A 15256-nucleotide genomic window follows, 5' to 3' on the forward strand; every position below is an offset into this window, starting at 1 on the left:
CACAAACGGCACTCCTTTCGTCATGAACGGAGTGCCGCAGCTTCTCTTTCTGTCAGCTGATCTTCAACAGCTGTTTTAATGTTTTCAGTTTTTCTCTTCCCACCGGGAGTTCCCGGCTCTCATACCCCTTCATATGTACGGAAAGTCCGTTTCCGCTGCCTGCGAAAAGTTCCGAAATAAATGACAGATTTATAAGATAGCTCTTATGGATCCGGAAGAATCCGAAGTCCGCCAGCTTTTTCTCAAGTTCTCCCAAAAGCTGGTTGACCTCATAGGATCTCGATGTGGTATGGACCACACACCCGTGTCCGTCGGTCTCCGCATACACGATCTGGGCGATCTCCAGAAACAGGATTCCGCGGCTGGCCGTCACAGGGATCTTGCCGAATACCATTGCTTCGCGCCTCTCTTCCACACCTGCGTTTCCCTGCTCTGCCTCCTGTTTTTCTGCTGCTGCCGGTTCCGTTTTTTTCTCCTGCTCCTCCATTTTTCCCGCGGAATCACATTTTCCTTCCCCAATGCATTTTTTCACAACATGGTGCACCCGCTCCGGACCGAACGGTTTTAAAATATAATCATCGATCTCCATCTCGTATGCTTTCGCGGCATACTGGGAATAGGCGGTGGCAAAGACGATCTTCGCCCCGGGAAACAGTCTTTTTGCCGTGGCCGCCAGCGTCGTCCCCTCCATGTCCCCGAGGTCCATATCCACAAAGATCAGATCAAACGAATCCGCCTCATTAAACATCTTTAAGGCGTCCGATCCGCTCTCCGCTTCCGTGATCTCACAGTCCGGACGCACTTCCTTCACCCTGCGGATCAGCATTTTTCTTGCCGGTCTCTCATCATCGATCACTGCGATCTTCAAAACATCTCCCCCTGTCTCTCATAGTTTCCCCAATGTATAAAATAGTCCGGTCGTAACTGTTCAGTAGGTCTGCGCACTTGCTGCGCTGACCGTAAGAAAACATAGGCTGGAAGGCAAAAATCCCATCAGCGAAGCTGATCTGGAATGGATTTTTGCACGTAACTATGAAGGTACTGAATAGTTACGTCCGGTCACAGTATTTTCCTGTCAGCTCTCTGCCTGATACGGAATACAGAACGAAACATCCGCCCCGTCATCCGTATTCCGGATCTCCAGCCCATAACGCTTTCCGTATGTACTCTTCAAACGTTCATTCACATTTTTTAATCCAACGCTGCCGGTCTTGTTTCCGGTCAGGATCCTCTCTGCCTCTTCCGGTTCAAAACCTTTTCCATGATCCCTGACCCCGATCCTCACCAGCTCCTCCCCGGGCCCGCTTTGCACCCGTTTTGCTGAGATCTCCACTCTGCGCACCCCGTCCGCGCTGTTTCCATACCGGACAGCATTCTCCACGATGGGCTGCAGGATAAAGGACGGGACCTGACAGGAGAGACCGTCTTCCACGTTGATCTCCACCCGGAGCTTCTCCTCAAATCTCGCCTTCTCGATCTCCAGATACGTCCGGACATGGTTGATCTCCGTATCGATATCCAGCATGTACTGGTCGTTCTCCAGAGTCTGACGGTAGTAGGACGCTAACGTTAAGATCAGGTCACTGGCCTTTCCCGCATCCTCATCGCAGATGCAGGAGATCGTATTCAGCGCGTTGTAGAGAAAATGCGGGTTAACCTGGGACTGCAGCGCCTTAAACTCCGCTTTTTTCCGCAATTTCTTCTGATATTCCACATTGTAGACCCCTAACTGTGTGGAAAACATCTTCGCAAGTTCCTCCAGAAAATCCCCGATGCTCCGTTCCACACGTCGTCTCTTTTTCACGACAATGGACAGACTTCCGATCTTCTCATCTCCGGTCATGACCGGAACTGTCACCGTCACGAGGGAGTGAAACAGCGGCCGTATCTCCTCATCGAGATCTTCCTCCCAGATACATTCTGCTTTCATTCCTTTTGCCGGTCCTGTCAGATGTTCCAGAAACTTTTCCCGGCGGAAACGGCTGTCATCGATCAGGGAACTCACCGCCAGAACTTCCTTTTCATCCGTGATGATCACCGCCTGACATGGGATCTCACCAAAAATGATATCAGTCACAGCTTCCATATTTTCCCGCTTTCCGAAACCTTTTCTCAGATAGACGAGACTCTTGTCCGCGATTCCCATGGAAAGACGCATCCGCTCCGCAAACAGACTGTCCTCGCGCATATATACCATATCAAAGGTCTTGAAAAAGAGCACCATTCCCACAGAATTCATGACGATCATCGGGACGGCAATCTTTCCCACAAGCTCCATGGCCGCGCTGAGAGGCTTCGAGATCATCAGAATGATCACCATCTGCAGGATCTCCGCCTCTGCAGTCAGGAAAAACAGATCGATGCTGTCCATCTCTCCTGCCTTGTACTTTTTATAGACCAGACTTCCCAGCACGCCTTCCACCAGCGTCGAGACCGCGCAGGAGGCTGCTGTAAAGCCGCCAATATCAAACAGAAACCGGTGGGCTCCGGCGATGAGTGCCGTCATCATTCCGACAAGCGGTCCTCCCATGATCCCTGCTGTCAGAACGCCGATGACGCGGGTATTGACGATGGCCCCGCCGGTCTTTGTCCCTGTGTAGGTCGACACGATGCTGATGGCACCGAAGATCACTGCCAGCGCCATCTTCTGGATGATCGTGCTGCTCTCTCCCCGGAACAGCTTCCGCACCGATGCCATATTGGTGAGCAGCGTTGCCAGAAGCACCAGCAGTCCGATATTTAAAAGCATGTTGAAAAACATGGTTCCTGTCATAAAGCTCCCCCTGTCCCCGCAGACTGGTTGTTCTTGTCTGCCTCTTTCACATATTTTTATCATATCACATTTTTCTGTTTATTTGTTCAGAAAATGTGAAGCGCGGTCGCTTGCAACAGTCTACATCTTCGCGCGAGTGCGCATCTTTGGCACGTCAGTGCCTTTTTATGTAACAGGGAATTCCCCAGGATTTCCTGTTACATAAAAAAACTCCGGAAGACCTGGGCTTCTTCCCTCAGGTCTTCCGGAGCTTTGCACACCGACCGTAAACCAGGCCGGTATTTTCCTTATGAATTATAGATATCCTCGTTTAACATTCCCTCGGATTTCGCAACGTAGATCGCGGTTGCGGAGTCACCGACAACGTTAAGCGCCGTTACTAACATCTCGATCGGGCGGTTGATCGCAAGAATCAGGCTGTATGCTAAGAGTGCACCGTCGTTGATGTAGCCAAGACCGGAAAGGATCGTGAACAGGATGATCGCGCCTGCGCCCGGAGCTGCCGGTGTACCGGCGGATGCGATCAGGGCTAAGAGAGCGATCACAATGAGCTGGGACAGGGTTACATCGTAGCCTGCGCAGCCTGCGATGAACAGCGTCGCAACGACCTGCATGATCGCGGTACCGTTCATATTGATGGTCATACCGAGCGGAAGTACAAAGGAAGCGATCTTCTCATCAACACCAAGCTCCTCTGTGGTCGTCTTCACGTTAAGCGGAAGAGCAGCCGCACTGGAGGAAGTGGAGAATCCGAATACTGCTACACGGAAGATCTTCTTTGCGAACTTCACCGGATTCTGCTTTGTTGTAGCTGCTACAAAGATCGGGTATCCTACGAAGAGGAATAAGAGAAGCAGGATAACGGTTACGACAACGTATGCCAGAGCCGGTTTTAAGTGGTTGATTCCGTATGTCGCGAATGTTCTTGCAAGGAGAACGAAAATCGCGAACGGACCGAACTTTGTAACAACGTAGTTTAAGAATACAACAACGATATCGTTTACTTCTGTGATGAGCTTCTTTAATGTTGCGCTCTTCTCGTCGCCGACTGCCTTCATGCAGAGACCGAGGGAAACCGCTAAGAACACGATCGCGAGAACGGAAGTGTTTGTGCTGAATACCGCTGTGATATTGGACGGAACAATGTTAAGGATCACATTTAACGGGTTGGAACCGGTAGATCCGGCAGAACCTTCAAGACCCTCCACCTGAATATTGAATACACCTGCATTGTAGATCATGATTCCGACTACGCATGCCATAAGTAATGCGAAGAAAGAACAGATCAGGAAACCTGCGATCGTTTTTACGGAAATTCTGCCGAGAGTTCTTGTATCGGAAATCTGTCCGATCGCAAGTGTGATGGATGTGAATACCATCGGTACGATGACAAGCTGTAAAGAACGGATAAACAACTGACCGATAATATAGAAGATACCGAGTGCCTTTTCAGCGCCTGCCACTGTGATGTCCTGGAACAGGATGCTGTTAATCGTTGCCCATACGGCTTCCTTGCCTGTGCTGTTGAGGTTTTCTCTTAAGAACATTAACAGAAGACCTGCTACCAGACCGCAGACGAGGGAAATACTCATTCTGACAGCGAGTGAACTTTTCTTTTTCTCCATGTAATCCTCCTTTTTTTACCGCGCAACACACCCGGAAACATAAGTTTTGGGGCGGCTCTCCAAAACATTCCTGATATGCGGATACAAGCTATGACTCATTACCCGCATAAAAATCTCCGGGACACTGACAGGTTTTTCTCAATCCCTGTCAAACTATCCCGGAGATTATATCGTAGTCTGAGCAATTCCGCAAGTAGGAATTTTAAATTTCTTTATGTTTTTTTTACAGAAATTTTATTTACTGGAATCGTCTGCCGGAACAGCCTCCGAAGTCTGTGTCTGATCCAGTGCCGCATTTAACTCCCGGAACGCCGCCGCGAGATCCTGCTCGTTGCCGTCAGTGTCATAGATCCTGCCATACTGCTCGTGGGTATACATTTTAATATTGTCCAGTGTCACGCTGCGATCTGTCGTGATCGAGAGATTGTAGTTTTCCTGCCACGGGATGGAACACTCATAATTTCCCGCTTTCGTCACCTGAACCAGCTTTTTAGCGTCACCGATCTGGAAGGTGACCTTCGCTGCACCGTTCTTCGGCGCCGCCCAGAACTTTACATGGATTTTGTCCCTCTGTCCAAGACGTCCATGGACATTCTGGCTGAGCACACTGTCTTTTTCCAGAGTGACTGCCTTTGATCCGTCATGTTCTGTTTTCTCAACATTTCCGGTGGTATCCCAGCCTGTGAGCCCCAGAGCGAACTGACCATTGTATACACAATCGTTTACATAATTCCGGTATACCCAGAGTCCGTAGCCGCAGGTAGTATCCTTTAAGATCGGAGCGGCATTCTTCACATAATCCGCCACCTGGGACTCCTTGATCTGGGTATTGTAGGAGAACGCCTCTGTGGAATCCATATAGAGGAACTGCTCCATAAAATACTTCTTTCCGCTCTTTTCCACCAGACCGTTCATGCTGTTCTGCATGGATGCCAGCGCTTTTTCCGCGGAAATATGGTCTCCCATGTTCTGCTGTCCGAGGGACACACTGTACATAAGAGCGGCGTACTCTGCATCGGCACACGGATACGTGGCAGAGTGGGAATAGTAGGTATAGCTTCCGTCCAGCTGGTAGATCGGATCCCCGTCGGACCGGACCTCCATGGATAGTCCTGGGAACACTTCCTGACTCTCGGAGAGGAGCTTATTTAAAAAGCTGTCATAGAACTCAAAAAACAGCTTCGCCTCCGGGCGCTTTCTCTCCGGGATCCAGATCTCGGAATAATCCTGGAATGTCTTTCCGTAGACCGCGCCGACCTCCTCAAGTGAGTAGTGGGCCTTCAGGTAATCCTGATATCCGCATCTGGATGCCAGACGGATACTGAGGGCTCTTGTGAGATCCTGGTCCATGTTTGACGTATAGTCCCAGAAGTCCTCCCAGGTAATAAAACCGCCCTGAAAGTTCCCGTAGTCGGATACCCGGTCATAGATCGTCTTACAGTAATCTATCCACATCTTCCTGTCATTGCTTCCGTCCTGCACCACACCGGCATATCGCTCCGGAAGGGACGCGTCACCGCTGTAATCCCAGCAGTAACCGATCCGCAGCGTCACCATAAGTCCGTGGTTATCCGCGCACTTCATGACCTGATCGAGCTTGGCGAAAGCAGCCTCATTGTACATATTTCCCATATCCCCCGGCTGAAACTCTCTCCACGGGATCACAAGAATGATGCTGTTGAAGCCGTCCGCCTTGATGCGGGCAAAATTTGCCCCCATGTTATCATCTTCAGTTCCCCAGTAGTTGATCGGCCAGGCATCACCGAAGTAGGTCACGGATTTTAAGTATTCCGGAAACGCCGCCTGCGCTTCCATCCGGAGTTCAGGGATCCCCGCCATCAGGGCTGCGGCGGCCAAAAGCGCTGCCGCTGGTCTTGCCAGTTTTCTTATGTTCATACAATCACCTTTTATAACTGTTCTTCACAGCTTCCTTTTTTGTTTCTGGTATGCATCGGCACACACCGATTCCCGTTTACTATACCACAATGTAAAAATTTCTGCAAAATTTATCCTAAAAAAATTCCGCAAAATTTATCCTTGACTAATTTAAGACTTACGGGGATACTTTTATTAGAAAGATCGTAACGGTTCAGCAGGCTGCGCGCTGACCGCACTGGTCGCGCCGGCCGTACTCGCCGCAGTAAAGCGCAGACATTACGGTACTGGAGCGTTGCGAAGTATTTATTAAAGGAGGACTTTATAAGCATGGAAAAATCAACGGTTTATTTTACCGATTTCCGGTGTTCGGTTGGAACCAGCCAGTTGGACAAGCTGAAAAAGCTCTGCGTTGCCGCAGGGATCAAAAACATTGACATGGACGGAAAATTCGTCGCGATCAAAATGCATTTCGGTGAGCTCGGAAATCTCGCCTTCCTTCGTCCGAACTACGCGAAAGCCGTTGCGGATCTCTGTAAGGAACAGGGCGGCATGCCGTTTCTGACCGACTGCAACACCCTGTATCCGGGCAGCAGAAAAAATGCCCTGGATCATTTAGACTGTGCAAACCTCAATGGCTTCAACCCGATCTCCACCGGCTGCCAGATCATCATCGGTGACGGTCTTCGCGGAACTGACGAGGTGGAGGTTCCGGTCGTGAACGGAGAATACTGCAAGACGGCCTTCATCGGCCACGCGGTCATGGACGCCGACGTCTTTATCAGCCTGACCCATTTCAAAGGTCATGAGTCCACCGGTTTCGGCGGTGCCATCAAAAACATCGGTATGGGCTGCGGAAGCCGTGCCGGAAAAATGCAGCAGCACGCAAGCGGAAAGCCGGCTGTCCGTGAGAAGCTCTGCCGCGGCTGCGGACGCTGTGCGAAGGAGTGCGGAAGCGATGCTATTACATATGTAAATAAGAAAGCCGTCATCGATTATGACAAGTGCAAAGGTTGCGGCCGCTGTATCGGTGCCTGCAGCTTTGATGCTATCTACAACCCGAACTACAATGCCAACGAGCTTTTAGACCGCAAGATGGCAGAGTACGCACAGGCTGTCTGTTATGACCGCCCGTGCTTCCATATTTCCCTTGTGCAGGATATCAGCCCGAACTGTGACTGCCACGGCGAAAATGATGCCCCGATTCTTCCGGATATCGGAATGTTTGCAAGCTTCGATCCGGTGGCTCTGGACCAGGCCTGCGCGGATGCCTGTCTGAAGGCAGCTCCAATCGCCAATAGCCAGCTTGGAGAACATCTCTCCCAGCCGGGATGGCACTGCCACCATGATCACTTCAAGGATTCCAACCCAAATATCGAATGGCAGGCGACTCTCGATCAGGCGGAAAAGATCGGTCTCGGCACAAGACAGTATGAGCTGAAACGGATCTGATCAGGATCTTCCTTGAAATAAAAAACAGGGAGAAGTTCCATTTTACGGAACTTCTCCCCGTTTTTTATGTACAATTGCAGCGCGTCATTCCTTTCACGTTCGCCGGAAAGATCTATTCACGCTCAATCGCATCCATCAATTTTTTACATCTTCATTCCAAGCGCTCTCGGCTTGCATCCGTCCGGAATTGGGCAGTGATAGGTGTCACCATCCAGCTCCTCCTCCATCTCCGCTTTCGCCTTCGCGATGATCTCCGGATCCTCATACATATCGATCGCTGCGCCTGCCATTGCCTTTGCCGCGTAGATCAGTCCCTTGTGTGCCAGTCCGCTCTTACCCTGGGAAACGACCTGCCAGGAGTGGCCCGGTGTTCCAGCCGCCCATGTAGCAACGTAGGCCTGGGCAGTCGGGCAGTTCCAGCTCACATCACCGACGTCCGTGGAACCGAAGGACATGATTCCGTCCGGGTTGAACGGAGCGACAAAGCGGTACATGCTCTCGCCCTTATGGGAAAGGACTTCCGCCTTAGCTGCTTTGTCCTTGCAGTTCTTTGCGATCTTCTCTAAGGACTCAAAACGGCTGTCGCCAACGCCCTCACTGATGGCTTTGGCAAACTTCATCTCCTCTTCCGTGTACTCCGGAGCACCAAGCTCCACAAGGTTATCCCAGAGTTCCTTTGCGATCACTTTGTTGCTCATGAGGTTCGAGCAGCCTTTTACGAAATCGATTTCCACGCGGGTCTCTGTCATATGGGCAGCACCCTCAGCGATCTTGTTGACACGCTGATAGATCTCCTCCACCTGACTGTTCTTCGGGGCACGGATCAAATACAGAACTTCCGCGTACGGCTGTACAACGTTCGGGGAGTATCCGCCGGTGTTTGTGATCGCATAGTGGATTCTCGCTTCCGGAACCACATGCTCTCTTAAGAACTGGACACCCATGTTCATAAGCTCCAGCGCATCAAGGGCGCTTCGTCCAAGATGCGGTGCGCCGCCTGCGTGGGCGCTCTTTCCATAGAATTTATACGCTACCTGATAGTTTGCGAGGGAGCTTCCCGTGTCGGCCTGCGTTAAATCTCCCGGATGCCATGTGATCGCGGCGTCAAGGTTTGCGAACACTCCGCCTTTCGCCATAAATGCCTTTCCGGATCCGCCTTCCTCACCCGGGCAGCCAAAATAGATCACGGTTCCCGGTTTTCCGCTTTCTTCCAGATACTTTTTGATTCCGATCGCCGCGGAGAGGGACGCTGTGCCGAGCATGTTATGTCCGCAGCCGTGTCCGCTGGCACCATCATGCACAACGATCTTCTCGGTAGCTCCCGCTTCCTGATCCAGTCCGGACAGGGCATCGAACTCGCCTAAGATACCGATCACAGGTTTTCCGGAACCGAACGTGCCCTTAAACGCTGTCGTTACACCCGCAAGACCTGTCTCAACTGTAAAACCTTCTGCTTTCAGAACATCGCAAAGGATCTTCATCGACTTTTCTTCCGTGAAGGCCGTCTCCGCGCAGCCCCAGATCTCGTCGCTGGCGGTAAAGATCTCGCTGGATTTCTTATCAATTTCTTCCCAAGCTGTCTGTTTTCCCATCTCCATATCACCTTTCCTGTACATGATTTCCGGCTGTTGTCCGCACTGCTTTTTTCATTTTTTCTAAAAGCGGCCCTCGAACTTGCATATTCGAGTTATTCTGATTTTTTGCACAATACGCAACCAGTTATCTATAATTATACTATTTTATTCCATGATGCGCAACCTTTTTATTCTTTTGTGTGTAAAGTAAATTTTCCGTTTTAATTATATCAAATTTTCTCCTCTATTTATGTTGCTCTTCACAGCCGCTTCCGGCTTCGGAGTTTTTTGGACATGGCTTTTTGCTGGCTTTCTGCTGAATCAAATTAAGCTTGCGCTTTTATACCTGCGATGGTATAATTTACAGGTAATGCCCTGTGATACAGGGCGAACGTGAACACACTGGAGGTATCCACATGAACTGGAGTATCGTAGCAAATGTCATTCTTGTCATTCTCCTGATCCTTGTCGTTGTCCTCGCTGTGCTTTACTTCCTCGGACGTAAGATGGAAAAGCGCCAGGTAGAACAGCAGAGCGCGATCGATGCCGCTAAGCAGACTGTGAGTCTGATGGCGATCGACAAGAAAAAGTTGAAAATAAAGGAAGCCGGACTCCCGCCGATCGTTTATGAGCAGACTCCATGGTATGCAAAGTGGATGAAGGTTCCGGTAGTTAAAGCAAAAATCGGTACAAAGATCATGACCATGATCGCCGATGAAAAGGTTTTCCTTCAGCTCCCGTTAAAGACTGAGGTCAAGGTTGAGATCAGCGGTCTTTACATCACAGCGATCAAGTCCGTTCCGCGCGGAGGACTGATCCCGCTTCCGAAGAAGAAAACGATCGGTCAGCGTATCAAAGGAATTTTCAAAAAAGACTGAATCGACAAGAAAAAGACAAAATAAAAAAGCCCCCTCTTCTGATGAATTTAGTTTCATCCAGAAGACAGGGCTTTTTTATTTGATTTTAGATCAGTCCCACAGATTTCATAAAGAAGATCCATAAGAACAGTGTAAACATGGACACCGCCGTACTGATCACGACAAACTGTCCGGCAAGCTCCCCGTCACCGCCCATATTCTGCGCCATGGGGTAGGATGCGGCTGCAACCGGTGTCGCGTAGACAGCGATCAGAAGGAACAGCTCAAGTCCACGAAGTCCAAAGGTGTAAGCGATCGCGATGATGATCGCCGGAAGGATAAACAGCTTGCAGGTAAGCGTTGGAACCAGATATTTGAGGTTTTTCCGGATTGCCTTAAACTGTAAGGTTCCACCGAGCACATAGATCGCTAACGGAGAAGTCATATTGGAGAACGCTGCGATCGGGGTCACAAGACTTCCCGGAAGCTTGATCCCGAGGAAAAAGAAGATCAGACCCACGATGGCACCCTGCAGGAGCGGATTCGCTGCCACCGCCTTCAGTGTCTTCTTAATATCTGATTTTCCCTCTCCGTTGAACATTTCAAGAATAAATACCGATGTGGTATTGTAGATCGACACAACGACCGTAACCATCATAGCCGCGATCGATGCCGCTGAATCTCCGAATACCGCGATCGTGAGCGGCAGTCCGAACAGAACAAAGTTGCTTCGAAAGATCGCCTGGATGATAACGCCTCTTCTGGGGTTTTCCTTTACGATCTTCGGAATGATCACGATCAGGAGCGCTTCCACGATCAGGATACTTGCACCCGTGAAGATCAAAAGCAATGGTCTCGGAAGCGACTCGGCATCGGCTTTATAAATATTGTAGAAGGTCATAAACGGATAAAATACCCGGAAGACCATCTGGTTCAGCTTCTGTAAAAATTCCTCTTTCACAACTCCTCTGATCTTCATCGTATATCCGAGCGCCAGATAACAGAAGAACGGGATGACCGCATTAACCGCGACTAAAAAACTCTCCATACATCGTTTGTCCTCTCACAGCTGTTCTTTCGACCGCTATTTCTCTGAATACGATCTACAGGCCAGCTGCGTCCTTTCTTTTTTGTCATCTCCCTGAGCTGTCAGGAAATGCGTATTTGTGTAACCCTTTCAACATCCCCATATCAAGACTTTTCTCTATATTGAAATTCCCAGCACTTCATCCTTTTTCGACGATGCCAGAATTTCTGTACTGCAGTCAAATGCGTATTCCCCATTCATCTCCATGGAATATTTGATTCTTAGAAGAATGGACTCTTCGTCCTCCTCAACTTCAAGCAGGGAAGTCGTGATCCCCATCAGGAACAGTCCCATCGGCGTCCGGTAGTTTGCTGTCGTCCGCCTTCCGGGTTCAAAGATCATGTGGCTCTCCACGAGTCCGCGTTTCATGACCTCGATCCGGTTCTCCATCACTTTCACCGTATTGTGGGTCGGTGTGCCCGTCTCGTCAAGCGACTCATCATAGATCAGATACTGCTTGCCGTTTTTCACGTAATACGTCCCCGGGGTGATCATCTCGACCGTGTCCTCTTCCTCACCGATCGTCTGTACCCCCCGGACACGGACTAAAATATCCTTTGTCATGTAAATCTCCCCTGATATATCATTTTGAACGGTCCGCACGGCTTCAGGCACGGACCGCTGTGAACATTTTTATCTCTCATATCTCCGAAACGCGTGATCGATCAAATCGTCGATCAGCTGTCTCTTGTCTACACCTCTTGCCTCCCACAACATCGGATACATGCTGATGGCGGTGAAGCCCGGAAGTGTGTTGATCTCATTGAATACGACCGTTCCGTCTGCCTTTACAAAGAAATCCACGCGGGATAAGCCGTAGCCGTCCACTGCATTAAAAATCTTAACAGCAGCCTCACGGACACGCTCTGTGGCTCCGTCAGGAAGCTCCGGGTCAACGACAGTCTTGGACTCCGCGTTGTAGTATTTCGCGTCGAAATCATAGAACTCAGCCGCAGCAAGGATCTCACCCACGCCGGAAGCTTTCGTGGAATCACCGTCACCGAATACGCCGCACTCGATCTCACGGCCCACGATCATCTCCTCAACGAGGATACGGCGGTCATTGTCAGCCGCTTCCTTTAAGCCGGAAATCAGCTCTTCGCGGTTATCTGCTCTTGTAACACCTCTGGAGGAACCGGCGTTAGACGGCTTTACAAATACCGGATATGGGATCTCTTTTTCGATTTTCGCGATAACCGCATCCATATCCTTTAATTCCGCTTTCATAACGGAAACGTAAGCTGCCTGACAGATGCCGAGTCCGCTTACCATGCGCTTTGTGGAAAGCTTATCCATCGATACCGCGGAAGCGAGAACGCCGCAGCCGACGTACGGGATCTTCGCAAGCTCAAGGATTCCCTGTACGGTTCCGTCCTCACCGTAGAGACCGTGAAGGACCGGGAATACCACATCCACCGGAATCTTCTCAAAAGATCCGTTCTCTGTGACGATCAGGCATTTCTCCTTTGCATCCGGGGACAGCACCGCCCCAGCTTTTGACTCTCTCCAGGTATCATCTTTGACCTGGCTTAAGGAGTCCACCTTTACCCAGTGTCCGTCCTCCGTGATCCCGACGAGGATCACATTATATTTCTCCTCATTGATATTTGCTGCCACATTCTGTACAGACATACAGGATACCACATGCTCAGATGACTGTCCGCCAAACAGGACAACGATATTTTTCTTTTCCATGATGTTTTTTTGATTCCTCTCTGATTTTCTATTCAAGTCGAACGTCCGTGAGATTTGGCGCGTGATCCCGGTCAGCAAAGCCGGCAGATTCCTTACAGGACCACTGTGCACCCGAATCATTTCCCCCGATGCACTGGCACTGGACGGGCTGTTTTGACATGTTATCGTTTAGATTATAGCACAACTGGTAATAATTACAAACAGGAAATAACATTTGCCTCTGACATAAAAAGTAAAAAGCAAAGAAGGTGTATCTATGAAACGAACCTGTAAGCTCAGTCTCTCTTTCCTGTGTTTTTTGATCTGTTTTCTTCTTTCCATGTCCGGCATCCGGGCGCGGGACGAGGCTCTGGCGGCGGATATTGCCCCAAAGATCCTGCGGTTCCATGTTCTCGCGAACAGTGATTCCGCCAAAGACCAGGCGTTAAAGCTTCGGGTGAAGGATCTTCTTCTGGAAAAGATCCGGGACGGGGCCGCCGCGGGTCAGATCGCCGGAAAAGAGGAGCTGAAAGCATATATCCTGTCTGAATCTTCCACACTGGAAGCCGCTGCAGAAGACTTTATCCACAGCTTTGGGTATGATTACGGTGTACATGTGGGGATCGAGACCTGCAGGTTTCCGGTGCGCACCTACGGGGACATGACATTTCCCGCCGGGATGTATGAAGCCGTCCGGGTGACCATCGGAAACGGTGCCGGGCACAACTTCTGGTGCGTCCTGTATCCATCCCTATGCTACACGGACAGCATTCATGCATCGATGCCGGAAGGATCGAAGGAGACGTTGAAAAGTCTGATCCCGGAGGATGATTTTCAGGCGCTTTTAAAGGCAAGACCTGCCTGTTTTCTGAAAAGCACCAGCCCGGCGGTCACAGGCGAGGACACATCTCATACAGCTATCACCTCTGTAGCCAACCCTGACAATACAGACAAAACCGCAAGCAAAAAAAGTGAGCAGGGAACATCTTCCCTGCCCACTGTAAAAGTCCGTTTTCGGATTGCTGAACTATTTTCAGCGCATCCGCAGCTTACTGACTAAGACTTAAGTTTCCCTTAACTGCCCAGTCATAGGTCTCCATTGCCTGGAACAATGAGAGGTCTCCGGTCTTCACCGCGATCTCCTTTGTCTTTAAGGAGTTCTGCTGCTGCATATACTCAAGACGTCCGATGGTTCCTAACTGCCATTTTCTCTCTGCAGTCTCCATCTTCGTCTTTTCCAGCTCGTAAGCTGCCTTTGCTGTCTGGAGCTCGTTTCTCTTCTGGAGAACGTCGTTGTAAAGGTTTACGAGGGAGGACGCGACTTCTTCCTTCTCCTGCTTGATCGTGCGCTGTAAGTTCTGGTACTCGACGGAGCCTGCGTCCTTGTTGTCGAGGTCCAGCACGTTGTATCGGATCGTAAAGTTGTTGTCCTGCGCCGCCTGTTTGTCCTTCTCCGGGTTCATTCCGTCGATCCTTGTGAGATCAGCTGCCGGGACATCCTTGATCTCCGGCTTTGCGTCATACTTCCATCCGAGCATCGTGCAGAGGGTCTGACGGAGCTTCTGCTCACTGGATGTCAGTGTCAGTTTCGTTGCCTGGGTGGACTCCAGCTGCTGTCTCGCGGAAAGAACCTGGCTCTGGGTCGCAAGACCGTTGGCTGCCTGGTTCTGGGTGGACTGGTAGACTGCCTCTAAGAGTGTGAGTCCGCTCTCTAAGCTCTCCTCGTTGAGCTTTAACTGCTTGTAGCCGATCATGGCGCTCTGGGCGCCGGCGGTCAGCGCCGCGCGGGTGCTGTCCACAAGCTTGATATGCATCTGCTCCGGGGATACCTGTTCCAGGCTGTCGCCCTGCAGTGCAATTGCGTCTGCCTGGTAGTCCATGAGTTCTGAACTGTAATAGAGCTGTGCGTAGTTTGTCGGAGTCATTGCCGGAACTTTACCGATCATCTCTTTGGCTGCGTCAAGAGAGCCTTTCAGTGTACTTGCCGTATCCGCAAGCTCTCCCGAACTATCCAGTAATTTTGATTTCAGCTTCACGACATCCTTTGCTGCGTCCTTCTTATCGGAATATGTCTCTTTCACTGTCTTAAACGTCGGGCTGTAGACCTCAACAAGCTTCCCGATCTCGTCATATTCCAGCATGTTATCCGCGAGCTTCTTCATCGTCGCGTCATCGTACTCATTTCCCGGCTGGGATATAAATCCGTTCTCATCCGCAACACCGGTCGCCTGAACCGCCTTCGTCGCTGCGAAAGCGTTCACAGGCGCTGCCGCAAGCGCAAGCGCAAGTGCTGCCGGAATCACACGTCCTGTCAAATTTCTTTTCATTCTGATTCTCCT

General features: G+C 50.4%; 12 protein-coding genes. 3 read left to right on the forward strand and 9 right to left on the reverse strand.

Annotated elements, in window-relative coordinates:
* Nucleotides 1–52 precede the first annotated feature (52 nt).
* The 4 genes from GPK83_RS14020 to GPK83_RS14035 form a co-directional block, all read right to left on the reverse strand.
* A complete protein-coding gene (locus GPK83_RS14020; RefSeq protein WP_215705057.1) occupies nucleotides 53–868 on the reverse strand; it encodes a LytTR family DNA-binding domain-containing protein in 816 nt (271 codons plus the stop codon).
* 207 nt (nucleotides 869–1075) lie between these two features.
* The gene (locus GPK83_RS14025; RefSeq protein ID WP_215705058.1) at nucleotides 1076–2773 is read right to left on the reverse strand and encodes a LytS/YhcK type 5TM receptor domain-containing protein; all 1698 of its coding nucleotides are present in this window, start codon (nucleotides 2771–2773) and stop codon (nucleotides 1076–1078) included.
* A 287-nt stretch (nucleotides 2774–3060) separates the two neighbouring features.
* On the reverse strand, nucleotides 3061–4398 hold the full coding sequence (locus tag GPK83_RS14030; protein ID WP_215705059.1) for a dicarboxylate/amino acid:cation symporter: 1338 nt from the start codon (nucleotides 4396–4398) through the stop codon (nucleotides 3061–3063).
* Nucleotides 4399–4632: 234 nt separating this feature from the next.
* Nucleotides 4633–6294, reverse strand: a complete 1662-nt coding sequence (locus GPK83_RS14035; protein WP_215705060.1) for a glycoside hydrolase family 5 protein — start codon at nucleotides 6292–6294, stop codon at nucleotides 4633–4635.
* A gap of 309 nt (nucleotides 6295–6603) precedes the next feature.
* Between GPK83_RS14035 and GPK83_RS14040 the strand changes: the two genes are divergently transcribed.
* Nucleotides 6604–7725: a DUF362 domain-containing protein gene (locus GPK83_RS14040; RefSeq protein WP_215705061.1), complete on the forward strand. Its 1122-nt coding sequence runs from the start codon at nucleotides 6604–6606 to the stop codon at nucleotides 7723–7725.
* A 143-nt stretch (nucleotides 7726–7868) separates the two neighbouring features.
* Here the strand turns inward: GPK83_RS14040 and GPK83_RS14045 are convergent, their stop codons facing one another.
* Nucleotides 7869–9341, reverse strand: a complete 1473-nt coding sequence (locus GPK83_RS14045) for a M20 family metallopeptidase (protein ID WP_252196370.1) — start codon at nucleotides 9339–9341, stop codon at nucleotides 7869–7871.
* 374 nt (nucleotides 9342–9715) lie between these two features.
* On the opposite strand from GPK83_RS14045, the gene GPK83_RS14050 reads away from it, so the two are divergent.
* On the forward strand, nucleotides 9716–10177 hold the full coding sequence (locus tag GPK83_RS14050) for a hypothetical protein (protein WP_015553212.1): 462 nt from the start codon (nucleotides 9716–9718) through the stop codon (nucleotides 10175–10177).
* 85 nt (nucleotides 10178–10262) lie between these two features.
* Here GPK83_RS14050 and GPK83_RS14055 read toward each other — a convergent pair whose 3' ends face one another.
* The 3 genes from GPK83_RS14055 to GPK83_RS14065 form a co-directional block, all read right to left on the reverse strand.
* Nucleotides 10263–11204 (reverse strand): AEC family transporter, encoded by a 942-nt coding sequence (locus GPK83_RS14055; protein ID WP_215705062.1) that lies wholly within the window; start codon nucleotides 11202–11204, stop codon nucleotides 10263–10265.
* Between the two features lie 156 nt (nucleotides 11205–11360).
* Nucleotides 11361–11807: a DUF1934 domain-containing protein gene (locus GPK83_RS14060; protein ID WP_015553210.1), complete on the reverse strand. Its 447-nt coding sequence runs from the start codon at nucleotides 11805–11807 to the stop codon at nucleotides 11361–11363.
* Nucleotides 11808–11876: 69 nt separating this feature from the next.
* The gene (locus GPK83_RS14065) at nucleotides 11877–12938 is read right to left on the reverse strand and encodes a D-alanine--D-alanine ligase family protein (protein WP_118599861.1); all 1062 of its coding nucleotides are present in this window, start codon (nucleotides 12936–12938) and stop codon (nucleotides 11877–11879) included.
* 256 nt (nucleotides 12939–13194) lie between these two features.
* Here GPK83_RS14065 and spoIIR point away from each other — a divergent pair, with 256 nt between their 5' ends.
* On the forward strand, nucleotides 13195–13977 hold the full coding sequence (gene spoIIR / locus GPK83_RS14070) for a stage II sporulation protein R (protein ID WP_015553208.1): 783 nt from the start codon (nucleotides 13195–13197) through the stop codon (nucleotides 13975–13977).
* On the opposite strand, the gene GPK83_RS14075 is transcribed toward spoIIR, so the two are convergent.
* Nucleotides 13967–15244, reverse strand: a complete 1278-nt coding sequence (locus tag GPK83_RS14075) for a TolC family protein (protein ID WP_117469117.1) — start codon at nucleotides 15242–15244, stop codon at nucleotides 13967–13969. The genes spoIIR and GPK83_RS14075 overlap by 11 nt on opposite strands.
* Between the last annotated feature and the right edge of the window lie 12 nt (nucleotides 15245–15256).

The sequence above is a fragment of the Clostridium sp. MCC328 genome, assembly GCF_018785465.1.
Lineage (GTDB): Bacteria > Bacillota > Clostridia > Lachnospirales > Lachnospiraceae > Pilosibacter > Pilosibacter fragilis.

Excerpts from the sequence above, each read along its gene's own strand:
- GPK83_RS14025 (WP_215705058.1), bottom strand. The coding sequence starts at position 2,773 with ATGACAGGAACCATGTTTTTCAACATGCTTTTAAATATCGGACTGCTG.
- GPK83_RS14030 (WP_215705059.1), bottom strand. The coding sequence starts at position 4,398 with ATGGAGAAAAAGAAAAGTTCACTCGCTGTCAGAATGAGTATTTCCCTC.
- GPK83_RS14035 (WP_215705060.1), bottom strand. The coding sequence starts at position 6,294 with ATGAACATAAGAAAACTGGCAAGACCAGCGGCAGCGCTTTTGGCCGCC.
- GPK83_RS14040 (WP_215705061.1), top strand. The coding sequence starts at position 6,604 with ATGGAAAAATCAACGGTTTATTTTACCGATTTCCGGTGTTCGGTTGGA.
- GPK83_RS14045 (WP_252196370.1), bottom strand. The coding sequence starts at position 9,341 with ATGTACAGGAAAGGTGATATGGAGATGGGAAAACAGACAGCTTGGGAA.
- GPK83_RS14050 (WP_015553212.1), top strand. The coding sequence starts at position 9,716 with ATGAACTGGAGTATCGTAGCAAATGTCATTCTTGTCATTCTCCTGATC.
- GPK83_RS14055 (WP_215705062.1), bottom strand. The coding sequence starts at position 11,204 with ATGGAGAGTTTTTTAGTCGCGGTTAATGCGGTCATCCCGTTCTTCTGT.
- GPK83_RS14060 (WP_015553210.1), bottom strand. The coding sequence starts at position 11,807 with ATGACAAAGGATATTTTAGTCCGTGTCCGGGGGGTACAGACGATCGGT.
- GPK83_RS14065 (WP_118599861.1), bottom strand. The coding sequence starts at position 12,938 with ATGGAAAAGAAAAATATCGTTGTCCTGTTTGGCGGACAGTCATCTGAG.
- spoIIR (WP_015553208.1), top strand. The coding sequence starts at position 13,195 with ATGAAACGAACCTGTAAGCTCAGTCTCTCTTTCCTGTGTTTTTTGATC.
- GPK83_RS14075 (WP_117469117.1), bottom strand. The coding sequence starts at position 15,244 with ATGAAAAGAAATTTGACAGGACGTGTGATTCCGGCAGCACTTGCGCTT.